The sequence below is a fragment of the Mesorhizobium sp. L-8-3 genome (assembly GCF_016756615.1).
GTDB lineage: Bacteria > Pseudomonadota > Alphaproteobacteria > Rhizobiales > Rhizobiaceae.
In genome coordinates this window covers 2136596-2151098 of sequence record NZ_AP023262.1, presented here as the reverse complement: position 1 = coordinate 2151098, position 14503 = coordinate 2136596, and the positions used below count along the sequence as shown (strand labels likewise).

The following is a 14503-nucleotide window of genomic DNA, read 5'->3' as shown; positions in this document are numbered from 1 at the left end:
GCTTGAACCTGCGCCGATTCGGTTAACGTTTCCTTTCACCGCGCCACGGCGGGTGAAGCCACTGTCGCGGGCACCTGTTGCGCACGCTGGCTCAGCCAGACGCTGCCGAGAACCACGACCATGCCTGCGACCTGCATGGGGCTGAGCGACTGTCCGAGCACGGACCAGCCCAGGATGACCGCCGTCATCGGGCTGAGGAAGCCGAGCGGCGATACGACGGAGGGCTCGAGCCGCGCGATGCCGCGGAACCAGAGGATGTAGGTCAGCGCCGCGCCGATGAGGCCCAGATAGATGAAGCCGAGGAGATTGTTCACCGAGAGCGCCGGCAGCGGCGGTTCGAGCCACAGGGCAACCGGCAGCAACAGCAAGCCTCCGGCCGTCAATTGCCATGCCGTGAAGGTGAGCGGCGAGACCGGCGGCTGCCAGCGGCGGCTCAGCACGGTGCCCGCCGCCATGGAGGCCGCCCCGCCCAGACCCGCCACGATCCCGAGCGGATCAAGCGCTGCCTGCGGCGTGAGGATGAGCAGCGCGACGCCGGCCATGCCGCTCAGCGCCGCTGCTATGGCGAGCGGCCGGATCGTCGCGCCGAGCAGCGGGCGCGCGAGAAGGATGACGATCAGCGGCTGAATGGCGCCGACCGTGGCGGCGACGCCGCCGGGCAGGCGGTAGGCGGCAACGAAGAGCAGCCACCAGAAGACCGAGAAATTCAGCGCGCCGAGGACCAGCACCCTGCCCCACCACGCGCCGTGCGGCAATTGCCGGACGAGGAGCAGCAGCAGGATGCCCGCCGGCAGCGCCCGCAGCATGGCGACCGTCAGCGGATAGCCCTGAGGCAGCAGTTCAGTGGTCACGAGATAGGTGCTGCCCCAGATTGCCGGTGCCACGGCGGTGAGCAGGAGATCGACATTGCGGGCCATGAGAGGCGTCCCCGTTTATCTTGACCTCAAGATAATGCCGTTTAGCTTGACGTCAAGATAGATTATGGAGATAAGGGCACATGGATCGGGTCGACGACATCCTTGCGCAGTGGAACCGGGAACGCCCCGATCTCGATGTTCGTCCAATGGGGCTCATCGGCCGCGTGAGGCGCATCTCGCACCACATGACGCGGACCATGGAAAAGACCTTCGCCGCGCATGGGCTGAACGCGGCCAGCTTCGATGTGCTGGCGACCTTGCGGCGATCCGGTCCGCCCTATCGCCTGTCGCCAGGCGATCTCATCGCCACCATGATGATCACATCGGGGACGATGACCAACCGCATCGACCAGTTGGAGAAGGTCGGGCTCGTGGCGAGGGAACAGAACCCTCAGGACGGGCGCAGCGTGATCATTTCGCTTACGGACAAGGGCTTTGCCGTCATCGAGGCAGCCGTTGCGGAACATGTGGCGACCCAGGCGCGACTGACCTCGGCGCTCAGCCCGGAAGACTTCGCCGCGCTCAACCGCCTGCTGAGCCGATATCTCTCCAGGCTGGAGGCGGAGGGATAGTTCCAGCCGTCGACAGGATCAGCCGTTGGAGCGCGCGGCCCACGCCTGTTGGCGAGAAAGCCGGGCAGTCTGGACCGGCCGCGCCGGCGACCTGGATATGTAGACACCCGGACCGTTGAACAAGGACCCTCACATCTGGTCGTTGTAGGGTTCCTTGGTCTGCGCGACGAGCCTGGCCAGATCGGAGAAGGACGGCGTCGCCGCCGTGGCCGACGCGCGGTTCGCCAATTGGAGCAGCCGGAGCGGGAAGCAGACGGCGTCGCGATTGGCCGGCGACATGTCCTGATAGAGCCGTTCCTCCCCGGTGAGCCCGGCTTCGGCCCGACGCAGGGCATTGTCGACTTCATCAGATGTCAGCAGGCCCTTGCGCACGAGGGTGCTGTTGATCGAGGCGACGGCCATCAGCAGGCCCTCGAGTTGGAGATTGGCGACGTTCATGGGCTTCCTCCAATTCCGGTTGGCCTCACTATAGCGCGCTTGTCGCGAATGCCGAACCGGGTCTCGTGGTCGAAGCCTCGCGTCGCAAACGACAGCGGCTCCTCCGCTGCGTCTCTGCCTCGACGCTTGTGCAGGCAGCGTCGTGCGCCCGGCTGCGGGCCCGAAAGCATCGGCCGGGACCGACACCGGCCGACCTCGTGATACCGTTTCCTCTTCGACGGGCGACAATATCCTGTCCGGGCCGATCGCCCGCGCTATAGTATCTGCTCGCCGCGTTGGCGGCGCCACCCCAACCTCTGGAGATGAGCCATGGATCGTCACGCAACAGCCGTCTGGACGGGCAAGCTGAAGGAAGGCAGCGGCACCCTCGACACACAGAGCGGGGTGCTGAGCAAGACGCCCTATTCGTTCAAGAACCGCTTCGAGGACGAAAGCGGTAGATCGGGCACGAATCCGGAAGAGCTGCTTGCCGCTGCCCATGCCGGCTGCTTTGCCATGCAGCTCTCGCATTTCCTGGCGGAGAACGGCACGCCCGCCGAGAAGCTGGACGCCAAGGCCGTGGTCACCCTGGTGCCGGGCACCGGTATCACCGGCAGCGCGCTGACCCTCGTCGGCACTGTTCCGGGCATCGACGCGGCAAAGTTCACGGAACTGGCCGAGAAGGCGAAGGAAAACTGCCCTGTCTCCAAGGCCCTCGGCGCGATCAAGCTCTCCCTCGACGCCCGGCTGGCTTAGGAGGGAGCGCTAAGAAGGCAGCGGCCGTGCTCAGGCGCGGCCGTCAGGTCCGCGGGCGACACTGCGATAGAGTGCAAGACAGTCGGCCGCGATCGCTTCCGGCGAAAACCGCGCGGCGGCACGCCGACGCCCCGCTTCCCCCATCTGCCTGCATCGCTCGGGCTCCGCCGCCAGGGCCGTGATCGCCTGCATCCAGTGGCCGGCGTCCGGCGGCAGCGTGAGGCCCGCGACATTATGCTCGACAATCTCGGCGGAGCCGCCGAAATTCATGGTCAGCACGGGGAGCGATTGCGACATGGCCTCAACCGCGGCGAGCCCGAACGATTCGCCGGGCAGGCCGGTCGGCGTGGCATAGAGGTCGAAAGCCGCCATGACCGTACGTGCGCGGGGCACCAGCCCCAGCAGCCGCAGCCGGTCGCCGCCGGCATCTCTCAGCCGCTGCAGTTCCGCGGCATCGCCTGCCGGCCCGATCACCGCGAAGACGAAGGGCGGCCCGAGCCGGCGCACGGCATCGGCGAGGAAAGGAAGGTTCTTGATCGGCCGGATAGTGCAGACCGTCCCGATCACGAATTCGTCCGGACGCAGGCCGAACCCCGACCGCAAGGCCTCGCGGTCGCGCGGATCGGCCTGCGCCGGCTGCTCGATCGCGTGATGCAGCACGGCGCAGCGTTCGGCCGAAATGCACCGGCGCAGCCAGGCCTGCCCCATCCAGTTGTTCACCATGGCATGGGAGGGCACGACGAGCTTGTCGATGCGCCGGTTGAAATAGGTCATCCAGTCGAAGGGGTTGAACAGATTTAGACCGCCGATCGCACCGTGGTCGAAGATGACGGGCACTTTCTGATGGTCCCGCAAAGCCTTGACCACGGCGAGCCCCACCGGCCGCCCGGCACCGGCGTGGACGAGATCGGGGCCGAAAGTCGCCACGGCTTCGGCCACCGGCCCGGTTATGTTCCGATCCGGAAAATAGCGCCGTCGCTTGCGGGCGAGCCGCGAGCCCCCCTCCAGGCGCAGTTCGGACAAGGCGATGCGGTGGAAGACGACCCCGCGGGACTCCAGCACGCGGAAGACCGGATCGTTGATCGTTTCGGCACGCTCCGAGACGAGAAGGACCTTCATCCGACCGCCTCCAATGACGGGGCCGTCAGACCCGGCGTTCCACCATCATCTTCTTGATCTCGGCGATCGCCTTGGCCGGATTCAATCCCTTCGGGCAGGTCTGCGCGCAGTTCATGATGGTATGGCAGCGATAGAGCCGGAACGGGTCCTCGAGATTGTCGAGTCGTTCGCCCTTGGCCTCGTCGCGGCTGTCGATCAGCCAGCGATAGGCCTGAAGGAGCACCGCCGGCCCGAGGTAACGTTCGCCGTTCCACCAGTAGCTCGGGCACGACGTCTGGCAGCAGAAGCAGAGGATGCATTCATATAGCCCGTCGAGCTTCTGGCGGTCCTCGTGGCTCTGGCGCCATTCCTTGGCGGGCTCGGGCGACACCGTCTTCAGCCAGGGCTCGATCGAGGTGAGCTGGGCGTAGGGCACGGTGAGGTCGGGCACCAGATCCTTGACGACAGGCATATGCGGCAGCGGATAGACCTTCACCGCGCCGGAAATGTCGTCCATGCCCTTGGTGCAGGCCAGCGTGTTCGATCCGTCGATGTTCATGGCGCAGGAGCCGCAGATGCCCTCGCGGCACGAGCGGCGCAGCGTCAGCGTCGGGTCGACCTTGTTCTTGATCCACAGCAACGCGTCGAGCACCATCGGACCGCAATCGTCGAGATCAACGAAATAAGTGTCGACCTGCGGGTTCTTGCCGTCGTCGGGCGACCAGCGGTAGATCCGGTATTCGCGCAGATTGGTCGCGCCCTCGGGCTTCGGCCAGGTCTTGCCGGGCTGGATCTTCGAGTTCTTGGGAAGGGTGAGTTCGACCATATCCTACCTCTTGAAGAAACCAGACGGGCTCTTCCTGGACATCGCGCCGGGCCAGGCCGTCACCGGCTTGCCCGAACAGCCGGCCGGCGCGCGCCCGACCATGTCAATACACCCGCGCCTTGGGCGCGATCTTCTTGGGATCGATGCCGCCTTCGTCGACCGGCAGCATCGTCTCGGTGTGCACCGGCCGGTAGGTGAGCGTCACCTTGCCGCTCTCATCGAGATGGGCGAGCGTGTGCTTGCGCCAGTTGGCGTCGTCGCGGCTGGAGAAGTCCTCGCGCGCATGGGCACCACGGCTCTCCTTGCGAGCCTCCGCGCCATGGACCGTGGTGATGGCGTTGGCCATCAGGTTCTCCAGCTCCAAGGTTTCGACCAGATCGGAGTTCCAGATCATCGAACGGTCGAAGACCTTGATGTCGGGCAACTCTTTCCAGAGCGCCGACACGCGGCGGCAGCCGTTCTCCAGCGATTCCTGGGTGCGGAAGACGGCGGCGTCCTCCTGCATGGCGCGCTGCATCTTCTCGCGCAGAAAGGCCGTGGGCGTCGAGCCATTGGCGTGGCGCAGCCGGTCGAAGCGATCCATGATCTTCTCGACCGATTCCGCATTGGGCGACGGCACCGGCGCCTCGCGGTCGACCACCTGGCCGGCGCGTATCGCCGCGGCGCGGCCGAACACGACGAGATCGATCAGCGAATTGGAGCCCAGCCGGTTGGCGCCGTGCACGGAAGCGCAGCCGGCTTCGCCGACCGCCATCAGGCCGGGCGACACCTTGTCCGGATTGTCGGCGCTCGGGTTCAGCACCTCGCCCCAATAATTGGTCGGGATGCCGCCCATATTGTAGTGGACCGTCGGCAGCACCGGGATCGGTTCGCGTGTCACATCCACGCCAGCGAAGATCTTGGCCGATTCGGAGATGCCCGGCAGCCGTTCATGCAGCACGGCCGGATCGAGATGGTCGAGATGCAGGAAGATGTGGTCCTTGTTCTTGCCGACGCCGCGCCCTTCGCGGATCTCCAGCGTCATGCATCGCGAGACGACGTCGCGCGAAGCAAGGTCCTTTGCCGACGGCGCATAACGCTCCATGAAGCGCTCACCTTCGGAATTGACGAGATAGCCGCCCTCGCCGCGCGCACCTTCCGTGATCAGGCAGCCCGCGCCGTAGATGCCGGTCGGATGGAACTGGACGAACTCCATGTCCTGGAGCGGCAGGCCGGCGCGCGCCGCCATGCCGCCGCCGTCGCCGGTGCAGGTGTGCGCCGACGTCGCCGAGAAATAGGCGCGGCCATAGCCGCCGGTGGCGAGCACCACCATCTTGGCCGAGAAACGGTGGATGGTGCCGTCGTCGAGGTTCCAGGCGACGACGCCCGTGCAGGTGCCGTCAGGCTCCATGATCAGGTCGAGCGCGAAATATTCGATGAAGAACTGCGCGTTGTTCCTGAGCGACTGGCCGTAAAGCGTGTGCAGGATCGCGTGGCCGGTACGGTCGGCGGCCGCGCAGGTGCGCTGCACCGGCGGTCCGTCGCCGAAATTCATCATATGGCCGCCGAACGGCCGCTGGTAGATCTTGCCTTCCTCGGTGCGCGAGAAGGGGACGCCGTAATGCTCGAGCTCGTAGACGGCGGCAGGCGCCTCGCGCGCCAGATATTCCATGGCGTCGACATCGCCCAGCCAGTCCGAGCCCTTGACCGTGTCGTAGAGGTGCCACTGCCAGGAATCAGGGCCCATATTCTGCAGAGAGGCGGCGATGCCGCCCTGTGCCGCAACCGTGTGCGAGCGGGTCGGGAACACCTTGGTGATGCATGCCGTGCGCAACCCCTGCTCGGCCATGCCGAGCGTCGCCCGCAGGCCGGCCCCGCCGGCGCCGACCACGACCACGTCGAACTTGTGGTCGACGAATTGATAGGCCTTGCCGGCCCCGTTTGCCTGTGCCTTGGCCACGCCTCAGCCTCCGAATGCCAGCTTGAGCAGCGAGAAGACGGCAACAGCGCCGACCGCCACCGTGAAGAAGGTGTTGAGCACGATCAGGGCGAGCTTGCCGCCCTCGCCATGCACATAGTCCTCGATGATGACCTGCATGCCGAGCCGCATATGGTAAAGGCCGGAGAGCAGCACCAGGATGAGCGGCAGCGCCACGAAGGGGCTGGCGAGCGCCGCCCGCGTCTCCTCATAGCTGGCGCCGTTGAGCGAGATCAGCAGGCCGACGAAGAACAGGATCAAAGGAATGTTGGCGATCGCGGTCAGCCGCTGCCGCCAGAAATGCCCGGTGCCTTCGCGCGCCGAACCGAGGCCGCGGACCTTGCCGAGAGGAGTGCGCATATCGGCCATGGTCAGAGCCCTCCCCGCGCGGCGTAGCCGGCGATCCAGATGAGGATGGTGAGCACTGCCGAGCCGCCGAGTGTGGCCCAGGCGATCTTCGAGGCGGTGTGCTTCTCGAGGCCGGCGCCGGTGTCCCAGACGAGGTGACGCAGGCCGCCGAGCATATGATGCATCAGCGCCCAGCTGTAGCCGAACAGCACGAGCCGGCCGATCCAGCTGCCGTAGACCCAGCTCACGAAATCGAAATACTGTTCCGACGTTGCCGCGGCGATCAGCCACCACGCGACCAGCAGCGTGCCGAAATAGAGCGCCCCGCCGGTGACCCGGTGCAGGATCGACATCGTCATGGTGATCGGCCAGCGATAGACCGTGAGATGCGGCGACAAGGGCCGCTGGCGGGTGGCTGGTGATTGGCTCATGGCTCCCCCAGGATCGAGTCCGCGCCCATGCCGGAAAAGCGGCATGGCCGCCCCGAAACGCGACGTCGGACAGCGGCTTTCTAATGCGCTTTTTGCAGCGCGTCAAAGCCCGAAAAACCGTTTCAGCCCATTGATTTAGTTTCAATCGATATGATTGGCGCCGCAGCCCTTGCCTTCAACCGATTGAAGCCTGAAGCATTTTGGGCGGCGGCGCAAAGGCAGCGCCGAGGACGGTCAGCGCGTACAGGTAAGCGGCGGATGCCGGCCATGCATGAACAGAGCCTCCCGTCCCTCGATGACGATCGCGTCGGCGCCGGCGCCGTACCGGCTGCGCTGGGCGGCCGGCGCCGCGGGCAGATCGATGGCCTCGCCGTCCGTGCCGACGACATGCACCGAATCGCCGCGATTCTCCACCGTGATCACGCCGTCGCTGCCGCATTCGTAGGTCGCCACGCGCGGTTGCGACACTTCGCCGGCGACGGGCTGTGTCGCGGTGGCCTGCGTCTGTTGCGCGACACAGGCCGAAACCGAGGCCGCAATCAGGAACGCCGGCAATGTCCGGACGAGACAGCGAAGGGCCGGGCGACGGCTTGAAGTCATGGTTCGGCTACCCCCACAGGTGAAGAGATCGGCCCGACCCGACGAGGCTCTCGGGCCCGACTTTGCGCTCCAAGCGGGTTTGCGCGGCTCCGTCGACGCTTCACCTGCCTGGCCTCTCGTCTTGCCGCAGGTTTCTTGTCGGAAAGCCGTGGGACACTTTTCCGGGAGCCTAGTGTTCCGACTCTAACGCTTGGTTCCTGCTCTTGGCGGCGTCAAGAGCAGCGCGGGCGCGGTGGACTTTGGCGAGGATGACATCGGCGCTCTTGGTCCACACGAAGGGCTTCGGGTCGGCGTTGTGCGCGTCGAGATAGTCGCAGATAGCGGTCTCGAGCTGGGCGACGCTCGTGAAGACGCCGCGCCGGATGCGCTTCCTCGTGATCTCGGCGAAGAAGCGCTCCACCTGGTTGAGCCAGGACGACGACGTGGGGATGAAGTGCAGCTTGAAGCGCGGATGCTTGGCGAGCCAGTCCTTCACCGCCTGGGTCTTGTGGGTGGAGTAGTTGTCGACGATCAGGTGCACGTCCAAGGACTTGGGTGTGTTGCGGTCGATGGTTCTCAGGAAACGGATGAACTCCTTGGCCCGATGCTTGGGCTGGCATTCTCCGATCACCGCGCCAGTCTTCACGTCGAGCGCGGCGAACAGCGTGGTCGTGCCGTGGCGCTTGTAGTCGTGGGTCATCGTGCCGGCGCGGCCTTTCTTCATCGGCAGGCCGGGCTGGGTGCGGTCGAGCGCCTGGATCTGGCTCTTCTCGTCCACGCAGAACACCAGCGCCTTGTCCGGCGGGTTGAGATAGAGGCCGACGACGTCGGTCACCTTTTCGGCGAACTTCGGATCATTCGACAGCTTGAACGTGGTCACCAGGTGCGGCTTCAAGCCCGCCTCCGCCCAGATGCGCTGCACGCTCCTGTGGCTGATGCCGACCGTCCTGGCCATCGTCCGCGCGCTCCAGTGCGTGCCGCCGCCCGGCGGCCGCTCCTGCGCCGTCTTGGTCAGCACGGCGAGCTTCACCTCCGCCGAGAGCGGCTTCTTGCGCGCCGGCCGCGTCTTGTCGCGCAACAGCCCGTCGACGCCGGCCTCGATGTAACGCTCTTGCCAGCGCCACACGGCGGGCTTCGACTTCCCCGTGCGCCGCATGATCGCCATCGTGCCGAGCCCGTCCGCCGTCGCCAGCACGATCTCGGCCCGCCAGGCCGCCTTGCGCGACGTGTTGCGATTCGCCACAAGCCGCTCGAGCCGAGCCCGGTCCGCCGGGCTCACGTAAATGCAGATGTCGTTCCTCATGGCCGCACACTGACTGATTTGCGGCCCGAAGGGAATCATTTGTTAGCGCCTAAACACTAGCGTTCGTCGAAGCGGATGACGAAGCTCGACCAGTCGGCCGGCGCGGCGATCTGCTCGTAGAGCTTTCGCCCGTCCTCGGGCTGGCGGGGCGCGTTGAGCATCAGCCTGGTCCAGCCGCGATCCTCGGCCTGGTCGGCGAGCACGTCGATCAGCGCCTTGGCGATGCCCTTGGCCCGATGCTCGTGATGCACATAGATGTGATCGCAGGCGCAGCAGCGCAGGCCCGACACCGGCTCGGGCATGTCGGTGAAGATGGCGAAACCGACCAGCTCGCCGTCGACCCTCGCGCCCAGCACTTCCGCCGTCCGATCCTGCAGCAGCGATTCGGCGTAAAACTTGTCGGGGCGGCGCGGGGCGCCGCGTTTGAGGGCCTGGGCGTAGGCGGCCAGAAGCGGCGCGAATTCGAGCGCGTCCTTGAGCCGCAGCAGGCCGATGTCGATCGTGTGGTTCACGCTCATGCCTCTTCTTGGCCATTGACCGCCTCGCCTGTCAATCGCGGCGTGCAATGAAAGCCGTACCCCGTGACAAATGTTAAGAAAAGGTTAACCTGCGCGATCGGGAAGCCGTATTGCGGATTTGCCGGGGAGAAACGCGCCATGCGTCCGAAACTGAGGGGTCTTTCGCTTCTGGCGCTCGTCGGGGGGGTCGTCGTCGCCGGCCAATCGCTCGCCGACGGCCGCTACCGCGACCAGGTCCATGCCGACTCCTTCGGCAATCTCGTGGTCTACAGCGCGTCGGGCTACAAGCGAATCGTCGTCGGCGAAGGCCACATGGCGAAGCGCCTTGCCGCCAACACAAGGGCATTGGTCGAGGCTCCCGAAGCGGGTGCCGCCTGGTTCGTCTGGAACTGCCCGGCGGTACTGCTCAAAGGTCGCAGCTATATGTACGGCCTGCCGGAGCACGTCGTTCCGGAACCGTCGCGCGAATTCTGCCGATAGTCATACCACGGCCGGCCGTTCGACCGTTGGAGCGCGCGACCGCGTTGCCGACGCTTTTTGGCGCGAACGCCGAGCGGCCCGGATGGGCCACGCCGGGCGACCGGGGCCGGGCGAACGCATAGCATCCATGCCACTGGATGCATCGACGTCCAGGCAGGTATCAGGCGTTTCGCGCTTCCGGCGAGCGTCCGCTGCCTTTTTCCGTCGAGACGCGCACGCGGTCCCGACCGGATTTCTTGGCTTCGTAGAGCGCCTTGTCGGCGCGCTGCATCAATTCCTGCAGGCCTTCCCCGGATGCAAGCTCGGCAACGCCGAAGCTGGCGGTCAGCCGGCTCGGCTCGGGTATGCCCTCGACGCAGAGCCGGGCCGCCACGCCGCGAACGCCTTCCGCGAAGAGGCGCGCAGCCACGAGATTGGTGCCGGGCAGCACGACTGCGAATTCCTCGCCGCCGATACGGCCGGCGACGTGATGATCGGAAAGCGCGGTTCTGAGGAACTGTGCGAAGGTCGCAATCGCCCGATCGCCGATCGCATGGCCGAAATTGTCGTTGATCGACTTGAAGTGGTCGATATCGGCGATAACCAGCGAGATCGGCATGCCTTGCCGGCTTCCAAAGGCCAGCGCGCGATGCGCCTGTCGTTCGAAGCCGCGGCGGTTGAGCAGCCCCGACAGCGTGTCGGTCTCGGACTTCTCCGCCATGTCGGCGATGAGATCACGCACCAGGATGACCAGCATCATCAGCGCGATCGCCATGGCGAAGACAGTGCCGAGTGACTGTGAGACCATCGCATAGGTGCTTTGGGAATAGGCCTGCGGGTTGGCGCCCCAGCCGCCGAAAGCCGCCGCCAGGAACGGCTTGCTCAGGAACTGCAGCGCGCTCGCCGAGAGCAATGCGGCGAGCGCGAAGTCGATGCCGCGCTGCGTGCGCGCCGACAGGACGATGCCGGCGGCGATCGCCTGCATGATGAAATAAGGCACCTGGTAGGCCATCATTCGCCAGAAGTCCTGCCGCGGCAGATCCTGGGCGAAATAGACCGCCAAGGTGGAGGCCACGAAGATCGCTCCCATCAGCCGCCATGGCACGCCCACCTCGTATTTGTGGGCAACGCCGGCATTGAAGGCGACGGTCGCGGCCAGAAAGACGGCGAACGCAACCACCACAGGCACGCGCGCGTCCGTGACGAACGGCATGCTGACTTCGACCACATAGTAGGCCATGCCGAGAAAGAAGCTGAATGCGAGCCAGCGGGCCGTGACGCGGGCGCGATCATAGACGGCGACCATCAGGAACGCCGTGCCAAGAAGCCCGGCGACGACGAGATTGATGGCGAGTATGAAACCTGCGGCGCTCATGAAACCCTGCTGTCCCGACGCAAGTAGCACACTTCGGCGAAGATCGCGTTAACGCCGCGACCGGCAAGCGGATCGGTCCGCCTCGGCCGGTTATTCCATGCGGCGCAGACGACGTTCCCCCATCCTGTCGGGCATGGCCACGACTCTGTCCCGCCCGCCATGTTTTGCCTCATAGAGGGCGATGTCGGCGCGAATCAAGAGCGTCGATAGCGAATCGCCCTGCGCGCGCTCGACCACGCCGAAGCTCGCCGTGATCGGCGTTCCGGCCGGCATGCCGGGAATGGCAATGACGCCAAGCGATGTTCTCACTCCCTCGGCGAAGAGCCGCGCGGACGCCAGCCCGTTGCCCGGAAGGATGATGGCGAATTCCTCGCCGCCGATACGGCCCGCGATTCCTTCCCCACCGGCCGCGTCACGCAGAATTCCGGCAAAGGCTGCGATGACACGATCGCCACAGGCATGGCCCCAACTGTCGTTGATGTCCTTGAAACGGTCGAGGTCTGCGAGGACGAGCGTCACCGGCATGGCGCCGGCCGGGTCGCGCCCCAGCACCTCACGACCGCGTTCCTCGAAGCCCCGGCGGTTGAGCAGGCCGGACAGGGGATCGTTCAACGCATCCGATTGCAGCTTGCCGATGACGTCGAGGGCAATCCCGGTGATCAGGCAGATGGCGATAAGCACCGAGAAGAAGGCGTGTGTGACGCTGGTGGAGATCCAGTAGGCCGACATGAAGACGTCACCCTCGGTGCCGGGCGCGCCCGCCACCGCGATGATCCATAGCGGTCGCACCAGGAAGCTCAGCCCGTAGATGAGCAACGCCGCCATGAGTACCTGGTCGACGAAAATCTTGCGCGGCGCCGAACGGATCTCGGCCACGACGATGAGCGACATCGCCGCCAGCGCAAAATTGATCGAGAAGATGCGCCAGGTCATGTTCGGTTCGACGAACAGGAACCAGCTCAGCCCGGAAAGGCCGGCCGCACCGACGAGGCCGAGAGCGAGGTGCGGCGGCCGCCTGCCGAAGCGACCGACGACGCCGACAGCCAGCATGTGGCCCGCCACGAGGAAAAACGCGTTCGATATCAGCTTTGCCGTCTCGCCGCCGATCGGCGGGGTGACGCCTCGTATCAGGAAGCCGGTAACGCCTGCGAGGTAGGAGAAAGCAAGCACGCGGATATAGCGGCGATCGCGCTGATGCCGCCACAACAGGAAAAAGCCGCCCGCGAAGATCGCCGAGATCGCCGGGTTCAGCAGCGCAATGAAAATCCCCTTGCCCAAAGTCCGCCGCCTTTCCGCTTGGGACGACCATAGGCGGCAAGGGGAAACAAGGTGTTAACCTGTGAAATACCGGAGCCTGCGTGGGAAAGGGGGGCCGGAGCCCCCTCATCGTCGCGTCGCGCTTGCGCGTCCGAATGGACGCGCGGCGCCCTGCTTTAATGCCAGTCGCGGATGTCGACGAAATGGCCGGCGATCGCAGCGGCGGCGGCCATGGCCGGCGACACCAGATGGGTGCGGCCCTTGAAGCCCTGGCGGCCCTCGAAATTGCGGTTGGAGGTCGAGGCGCAGCGCTCGTGCGGCTTCAGCCGGTCGTCGTTCATGGCCAGGCACATGGAACAGCCCGGTTCGCGCCAGTCGAAGCCGGCGGCGACGAAGATCTTGTCGAGCCCCTCGGCCTCCGCCTGTTCCTTGACCAGGCCCGAGCCGGGCACGATCATCGCATTGACGCGCGCATTGACGGTCTTGCCCTCGACCACCTTGGCCACGGCGCGCAGATCCTCGATGCGTCCGTTGGTGCACGAGCCGATGAAGACGCGGTCGATCTCGATGTCGGTGATCCTGGTCCCCGGGGTGAGCCCCATATAGTCGAGAGCGCGTTTCTTGGAGTTGCGCTTGTTCTCGTCCTCGATCGCCTCCGGATCGGGCACGGTGCCGAGCACGGACGCAACGTCCTCGGGCGAGGAGCCCCAGGTGACGATCGGCGGCAGCTTGGCGGCGTCGAGCACCACGACCTTGTCGAAATGCGCGCCCTCGTCGGAATGCAGCGTTTTCCAGTAGTCCAGCGCCATGTCCCAGGCCTCGCCCGTCGGCGCCTTCGGCCGGCCCTTGATATAGGCGTAGGTCGTCTCGTCGGGCGCGATCAGGCCGGCGCGGGCCCCGCCCTCGATCGACATGTTGCAGATGGTCATGCGGCCTTCCATCGACAGGTCGCGGATCGCCTCACCGGCATATTCGATGACGTAGCCGGTGCCGCCGGCCGTGCCGATCTCGCCGATGATGGCGAGCACGATATCCTTGGCGGTGACGCCTTCCGGCAGCTTGCCGTCGACACGCACCAGCATGTTCTTGGCCTTGCGCTGGATCAGCGTCTGGGTGGCGAGCACGTGCTCCACTTCGGAGGTGCCGATGCCGTGAGCCAGGGCGCCGAAGGCGCCATGGGTGGAAGTGTGGCTGTCGCCGCAGACGATGGTCATCCCGGGCAGGGTGAAGCCCTGCTCGGGACCGATGATGTGGACGATGCCCTGGCGCTTGTCGTTTTCCGAATAGTACTCGACGCCGAAGTCGGCGGCGTTCCTGGCGAGCGCCTCGACCTGGATGCGGCTTTCCTCGTTCTTGATGCCGTTCTTGCGGTCCGGCGAGGTCGGCACATTGTGGTCGACGACGGCCAGCGTCTTTTCCGGATGCCGCACTTTGCGGCCGGCCATGCGCAGGCCTTCGAAGGCCTGGGGGCTCGTCACCTCGTGCACGAGATGGCGATCGATATAAAGAAGGCAGGTGCCGTCGGCCTGGCGGTCGACCACATGGTCGTCGAAGATCTTGTCGTAGAGGGTGCGCGGTGCGCTCATGGTTTTTGATCCGTCGATATCGAAAGTTTGGAAAAGTCCGGCCCGCGGCCGGAAGCCCGTCGGCGTCAGTCGAGGCGGCTGGTCAGCGCGCCGGAAATCCGGGC

General features: G+C 65.7%; 16 protein-coding genes. 3 read left to right on the top strand and 13 right to left on the bottom strand.

What is annotated here, in order from left to right; all coding sequences use genetic code 11:
• Window positions 1–35 precede the first annotated feature (35 nt).
• On the bottom strand, window positions 36–917 hold the full coding sequence (locus tag JN302_RS10160) for an EamA family transporter (protein ID WP_202311845.1): 882 nt from the start codon (window positions 915–917) through the stop codon (window positions 36–38).
• Between the two features lie 80 nt (window positions 918–997).
• Between JN302_RS10160 and JN302_RS10155 the strand changes: the two genes are divergently transcribed.
• Window positions 998–1489: a MarR family winged helix-turn-helix transcriptional regulator gene (locus tag JN302_RS10155; protein ID WP_202311844.1), complete on the top strand. Its 492-nt coding sequence runs from the start codon at window positions 998–1000 to the stop codon at window positions 1487–1489.
• Window positions 1490–1618: 129 nt separating this feature from the next.
• Here the strand turns inward: JN302_RS10155 and JN302_RS10150 are convergent, their stop codons facing one another.
• Complete coding sequence (locus JN302_RS10150) at window positions 1619–1927, bottom strand: hypothetical protein (RefSeq protein ID WP_202311843.1); 309 nt, start codon at window positions 1925–1927, stop codon at window positions 1619–1621.
• A 309-nt stretch (window positions 1928–2236) separates the two neighbouring features.
• On the opposite strand from JN302_RS10150, the gene JN302_RS10145 reads away from it, so the two are divergent.
• Window positions 2237–2662 carry an OsmC family protein gene (locus JN302_RS10145; RefSeq protein ID WP_202311842.1) on the top strand — a complete coding sequence of 142 codons (426 nt, stop codon included), beginning with the start codon at window positions 2237–2239 and terminating at the stop codon, window positions 2660–2662.
• Between the two features lie 30 nt (window positions 2663–2692).
• Here the strand turns inward: JN302_RS10145 and JN302_RS10140 are convergent, their stop codons facing one another.
• The 8 genes from JN302_RS10140 to JN302_RS10105 form a co-directional block, all read right to left on the bottom strand.
• Window positions 2693–3781, bottom strand: a complete 1089-nt coding sequence (locus JN302_RS10140; RefSeq protein ID WP_202332776.1) for a glycosyltransferase family 4 protein — start codon at window positions 3779–3781, stop codon at window positions 2693–2695.
• A 25-nt stretch (window positions 3782–3806) separates the two neighbouring features.
• Window positions 3807–4586, bottom strand: a complete 780-nt coding sequence (locus JN302_RS10135) for a succinate dehydrogenase iron-sulfur subunit (protein ID WP_202311840.1) — start codon at window positions 4584–4586, stop codon at window positions 3807–3809.
• Between the two features lie 103 nt (window positions 4587–4689).
• Window positions 4690–6525 carry a succinate dehydrogenase flavoprotein subunit gene (sdhA, locus tag JN302_RS10130; protein WP_202332775.1) on the bottom strand — a complete coding sequence of 612 codons (1836 nt, stop codon included), beginning with the start codon at window positions 6523–6525 and terminating at the stop codon, window positions 4690–4692.
• Window positions 6526–6528: 3 nt separating this feature from the next.
• A complete protein-coding gene (gene sdhD / locus JN302_RS10125) occupies window positions 6529–6912 on the bottom strand; it encodes a succinate dehydrogenase, hydrophobic membrane anchor protein (RefSeq protein ID WP_202332774.1) in 384 nt (127 codons plus the stop codon).
• 2 nt (window positions 6913–6914) lie between these two features.
• Window positions 6915–7322: a succinate dehydrogenase, cytochrome b556 subunit gene (sdhC, locus tag JN302_RS10120; RefSeq protein WP_202311837.1), complete on the bottom strand. Its 408-nt coding sequence runs from the start codon at window positions 7320–7322 to the stop codon at window positions 6915–6917.
• Window positions 7323–7556: 234 nt separating this feature from the next.
• Complete coding sequence (locus tag JN302_RS10115; RefSeq protein ID WP_202332773.1) at window positions 7557–7922, bottom strand: hypothetical protein; 366 nt, start codon at window positions 7920–7922, stop codon at window positions 7557–7559.
• Window positions 7923–8091: 169 nt separating this feature from the next.
• Window positions 8092–9204, bottom strand: a complete 1113-nt coding sequence (locus tag JN302_RS10110) for an IS630 family transposase (protein WP_202332475.1) — start codon at window positions 9202–9204, stop codon at window positions 8092–8094.
• A 56-nt stretch (window positions 9205–9260) separates the two neighbouring features.
• Window positions 9261–9722: a GNAT family N-acetyltransferase gene (locus tag JN302_RS10105; protein ID WP_202311833.1), complete on the bottom strand. Its 462-nt coding sequence runs from the start codon at window positions 9720–9722 to the stop codon at window positions 9261–9263.
• A gap of 138 nt (window positions 9723–9860) precedes the next feature.
• Here JN302_RS10105 and JN302_RS10100 point away from each other — a divergent pair, with 138 nt between their 5' ends.
• Window positions 9861–10202, top strand: a complete 342-nt coding sequence (locus tag JN302_RS10100; RefSeq protein WP_202332772.1) for a hypothetical protein — start codon at window positions 9861–9863, stop codon at window positions 10200–10202.
• A gap of 160 nt (window positions 10203–10362) precedes the next feature.
• On the opposite strand, the gene JN302_RS10095 is transcribed toward JN302_RS10100, so the two are convergent.
• From JN302_RS10095 to leuC, 3 genes are all read right to left on the bottom strand, one after another.
• Complete coding sequence (locus JN302_RS10095) at window positions 10363–11556, bottom strand: GGDEF domain-containing protein (protein WP_202332771.1); 1194 nt, start codon at window positions 11554–11556, stop codon at window positions 10363–10365.
• Between the two features lie 90 nt (window positions 11557–11646).
• Entirely contained in the window at window positions 11647–12834 is a 1188-nt protein-coding gene (locus tag JN302_RS10090) for a GGDEF domain-containing protein (RefSeq protein ID WP_202332770.1), read from the bottom strand.
• A 155-nt stretch (window positions 12835–12989) separates the two neighbouring features.
• Window positions 12990–14399 carry a 3-isopropylmalate dehydratase large subunit gene (gene leuC, locus JN302_RS10085; protein ID WP_202311827.1) on the bottom strand — a complete coding sequence of 470 codons (1410 nt, stop codon included), beginning with the start codon at window positions 14397–14399 and terminating at the stop codon, window positions 12990–12992.
• Window positions 14400–14503 lie beyond the last annotated feature (104 nt).

Coding starts and splice junctions, on each gene's coding strand:
- JN302_RS10160 (WP_202311845.1), bottom strand. CDS start 917: ATGGCCCGCAATGTCGATCTCCTGCTCACCGCCGTGGCACCGGCAATC.
- JN302_RS10155 (WP_202311844.1), top strand. CDS start 998: ATGGATCGGGTCGACGACATCCTTGCGCAGTGGAACCGGGAACGCCCC.
- JN302_RS10150 (WP_202311843.1), bottom strand. CDS start 1,927: ATGAACGTCGCCAATCTCCAACTCGAGGGCCTGCTGATGGCCGTCGCC.
- JN302_RS10145 (WP_202311842.1), top strand. CDS start 2,237: ATGGATCGTCACGCAACAGCCGTCTGGACGGGCAAGCTGAAGGAAGGC.
- JN302_RS10140 (WP_202332776.1), bottom strand. CDS start 3,781: ATGAAGGTCCTTCTCGTCTCGGAGCGTGCCGAAACGATCAACGATCCG.
- JN302_RS10135 (WP_202311840.1), bottom strand. CDS start 4,586: ATGGTCGAACTCACCCTTCCCAAGAACTCGAAGATCCAGCCCGGCAAG.
- sdhD (WP_202332774.1), bottom strand. CDS start 6,912: ATGGCCGATATGCGCACTCCTCTCGGCAAGGTCCGCGGCCTCGGTTCG.
- sdhC (WP_202311837.1), bottom strand. CDS start 7,322: ATGAGCCAATCACCAGCCACCCGCCAGCGGCCCTTGTCGCCGCATCTC.
- JN302_RS10115 (WP_202332773.1), bottom strand. CDS start 7,922: ATGACTTCAAGCCGTCGCCCGGCCCTTCGCTGTCTCGTCCGGACATTG.
- JN302_RS10110 (WP_202332475.1), bottom strand. CDS start 9,204: ATGAGGAACGACATCTGCATTTACGTGAGCCCGGCGGACCGGGCTCGG.
- JN302_RS10105 (WP_202311833.1), bottom strand. CDS start 9,722: ATGAGCGTGAACCACACGATCGACATCGGCCTGCTGCGGCTCAAGGAC.
- JN302_RS10100 (WP_202332772.1), top strand. CDS start 9,861: ATGCGTCCGAAACTGAGGGGTCTTTCGCTTCTGGCGCTCGTCGGGGGG.
- JN302_RS10095 (WP_202332771.1), bottom strand. CDS start 11,556: ATGAGCGCCGCAGGTTTCATACTCGCCATCAATCTCGTCGTCGCCGGG.
- leuC (WP_202311827.1), bottom strand. CDS start 14,399: ATGAGCGCACCGCGCACCCTCTACGACAAGATCTTCGACGACCATGTG.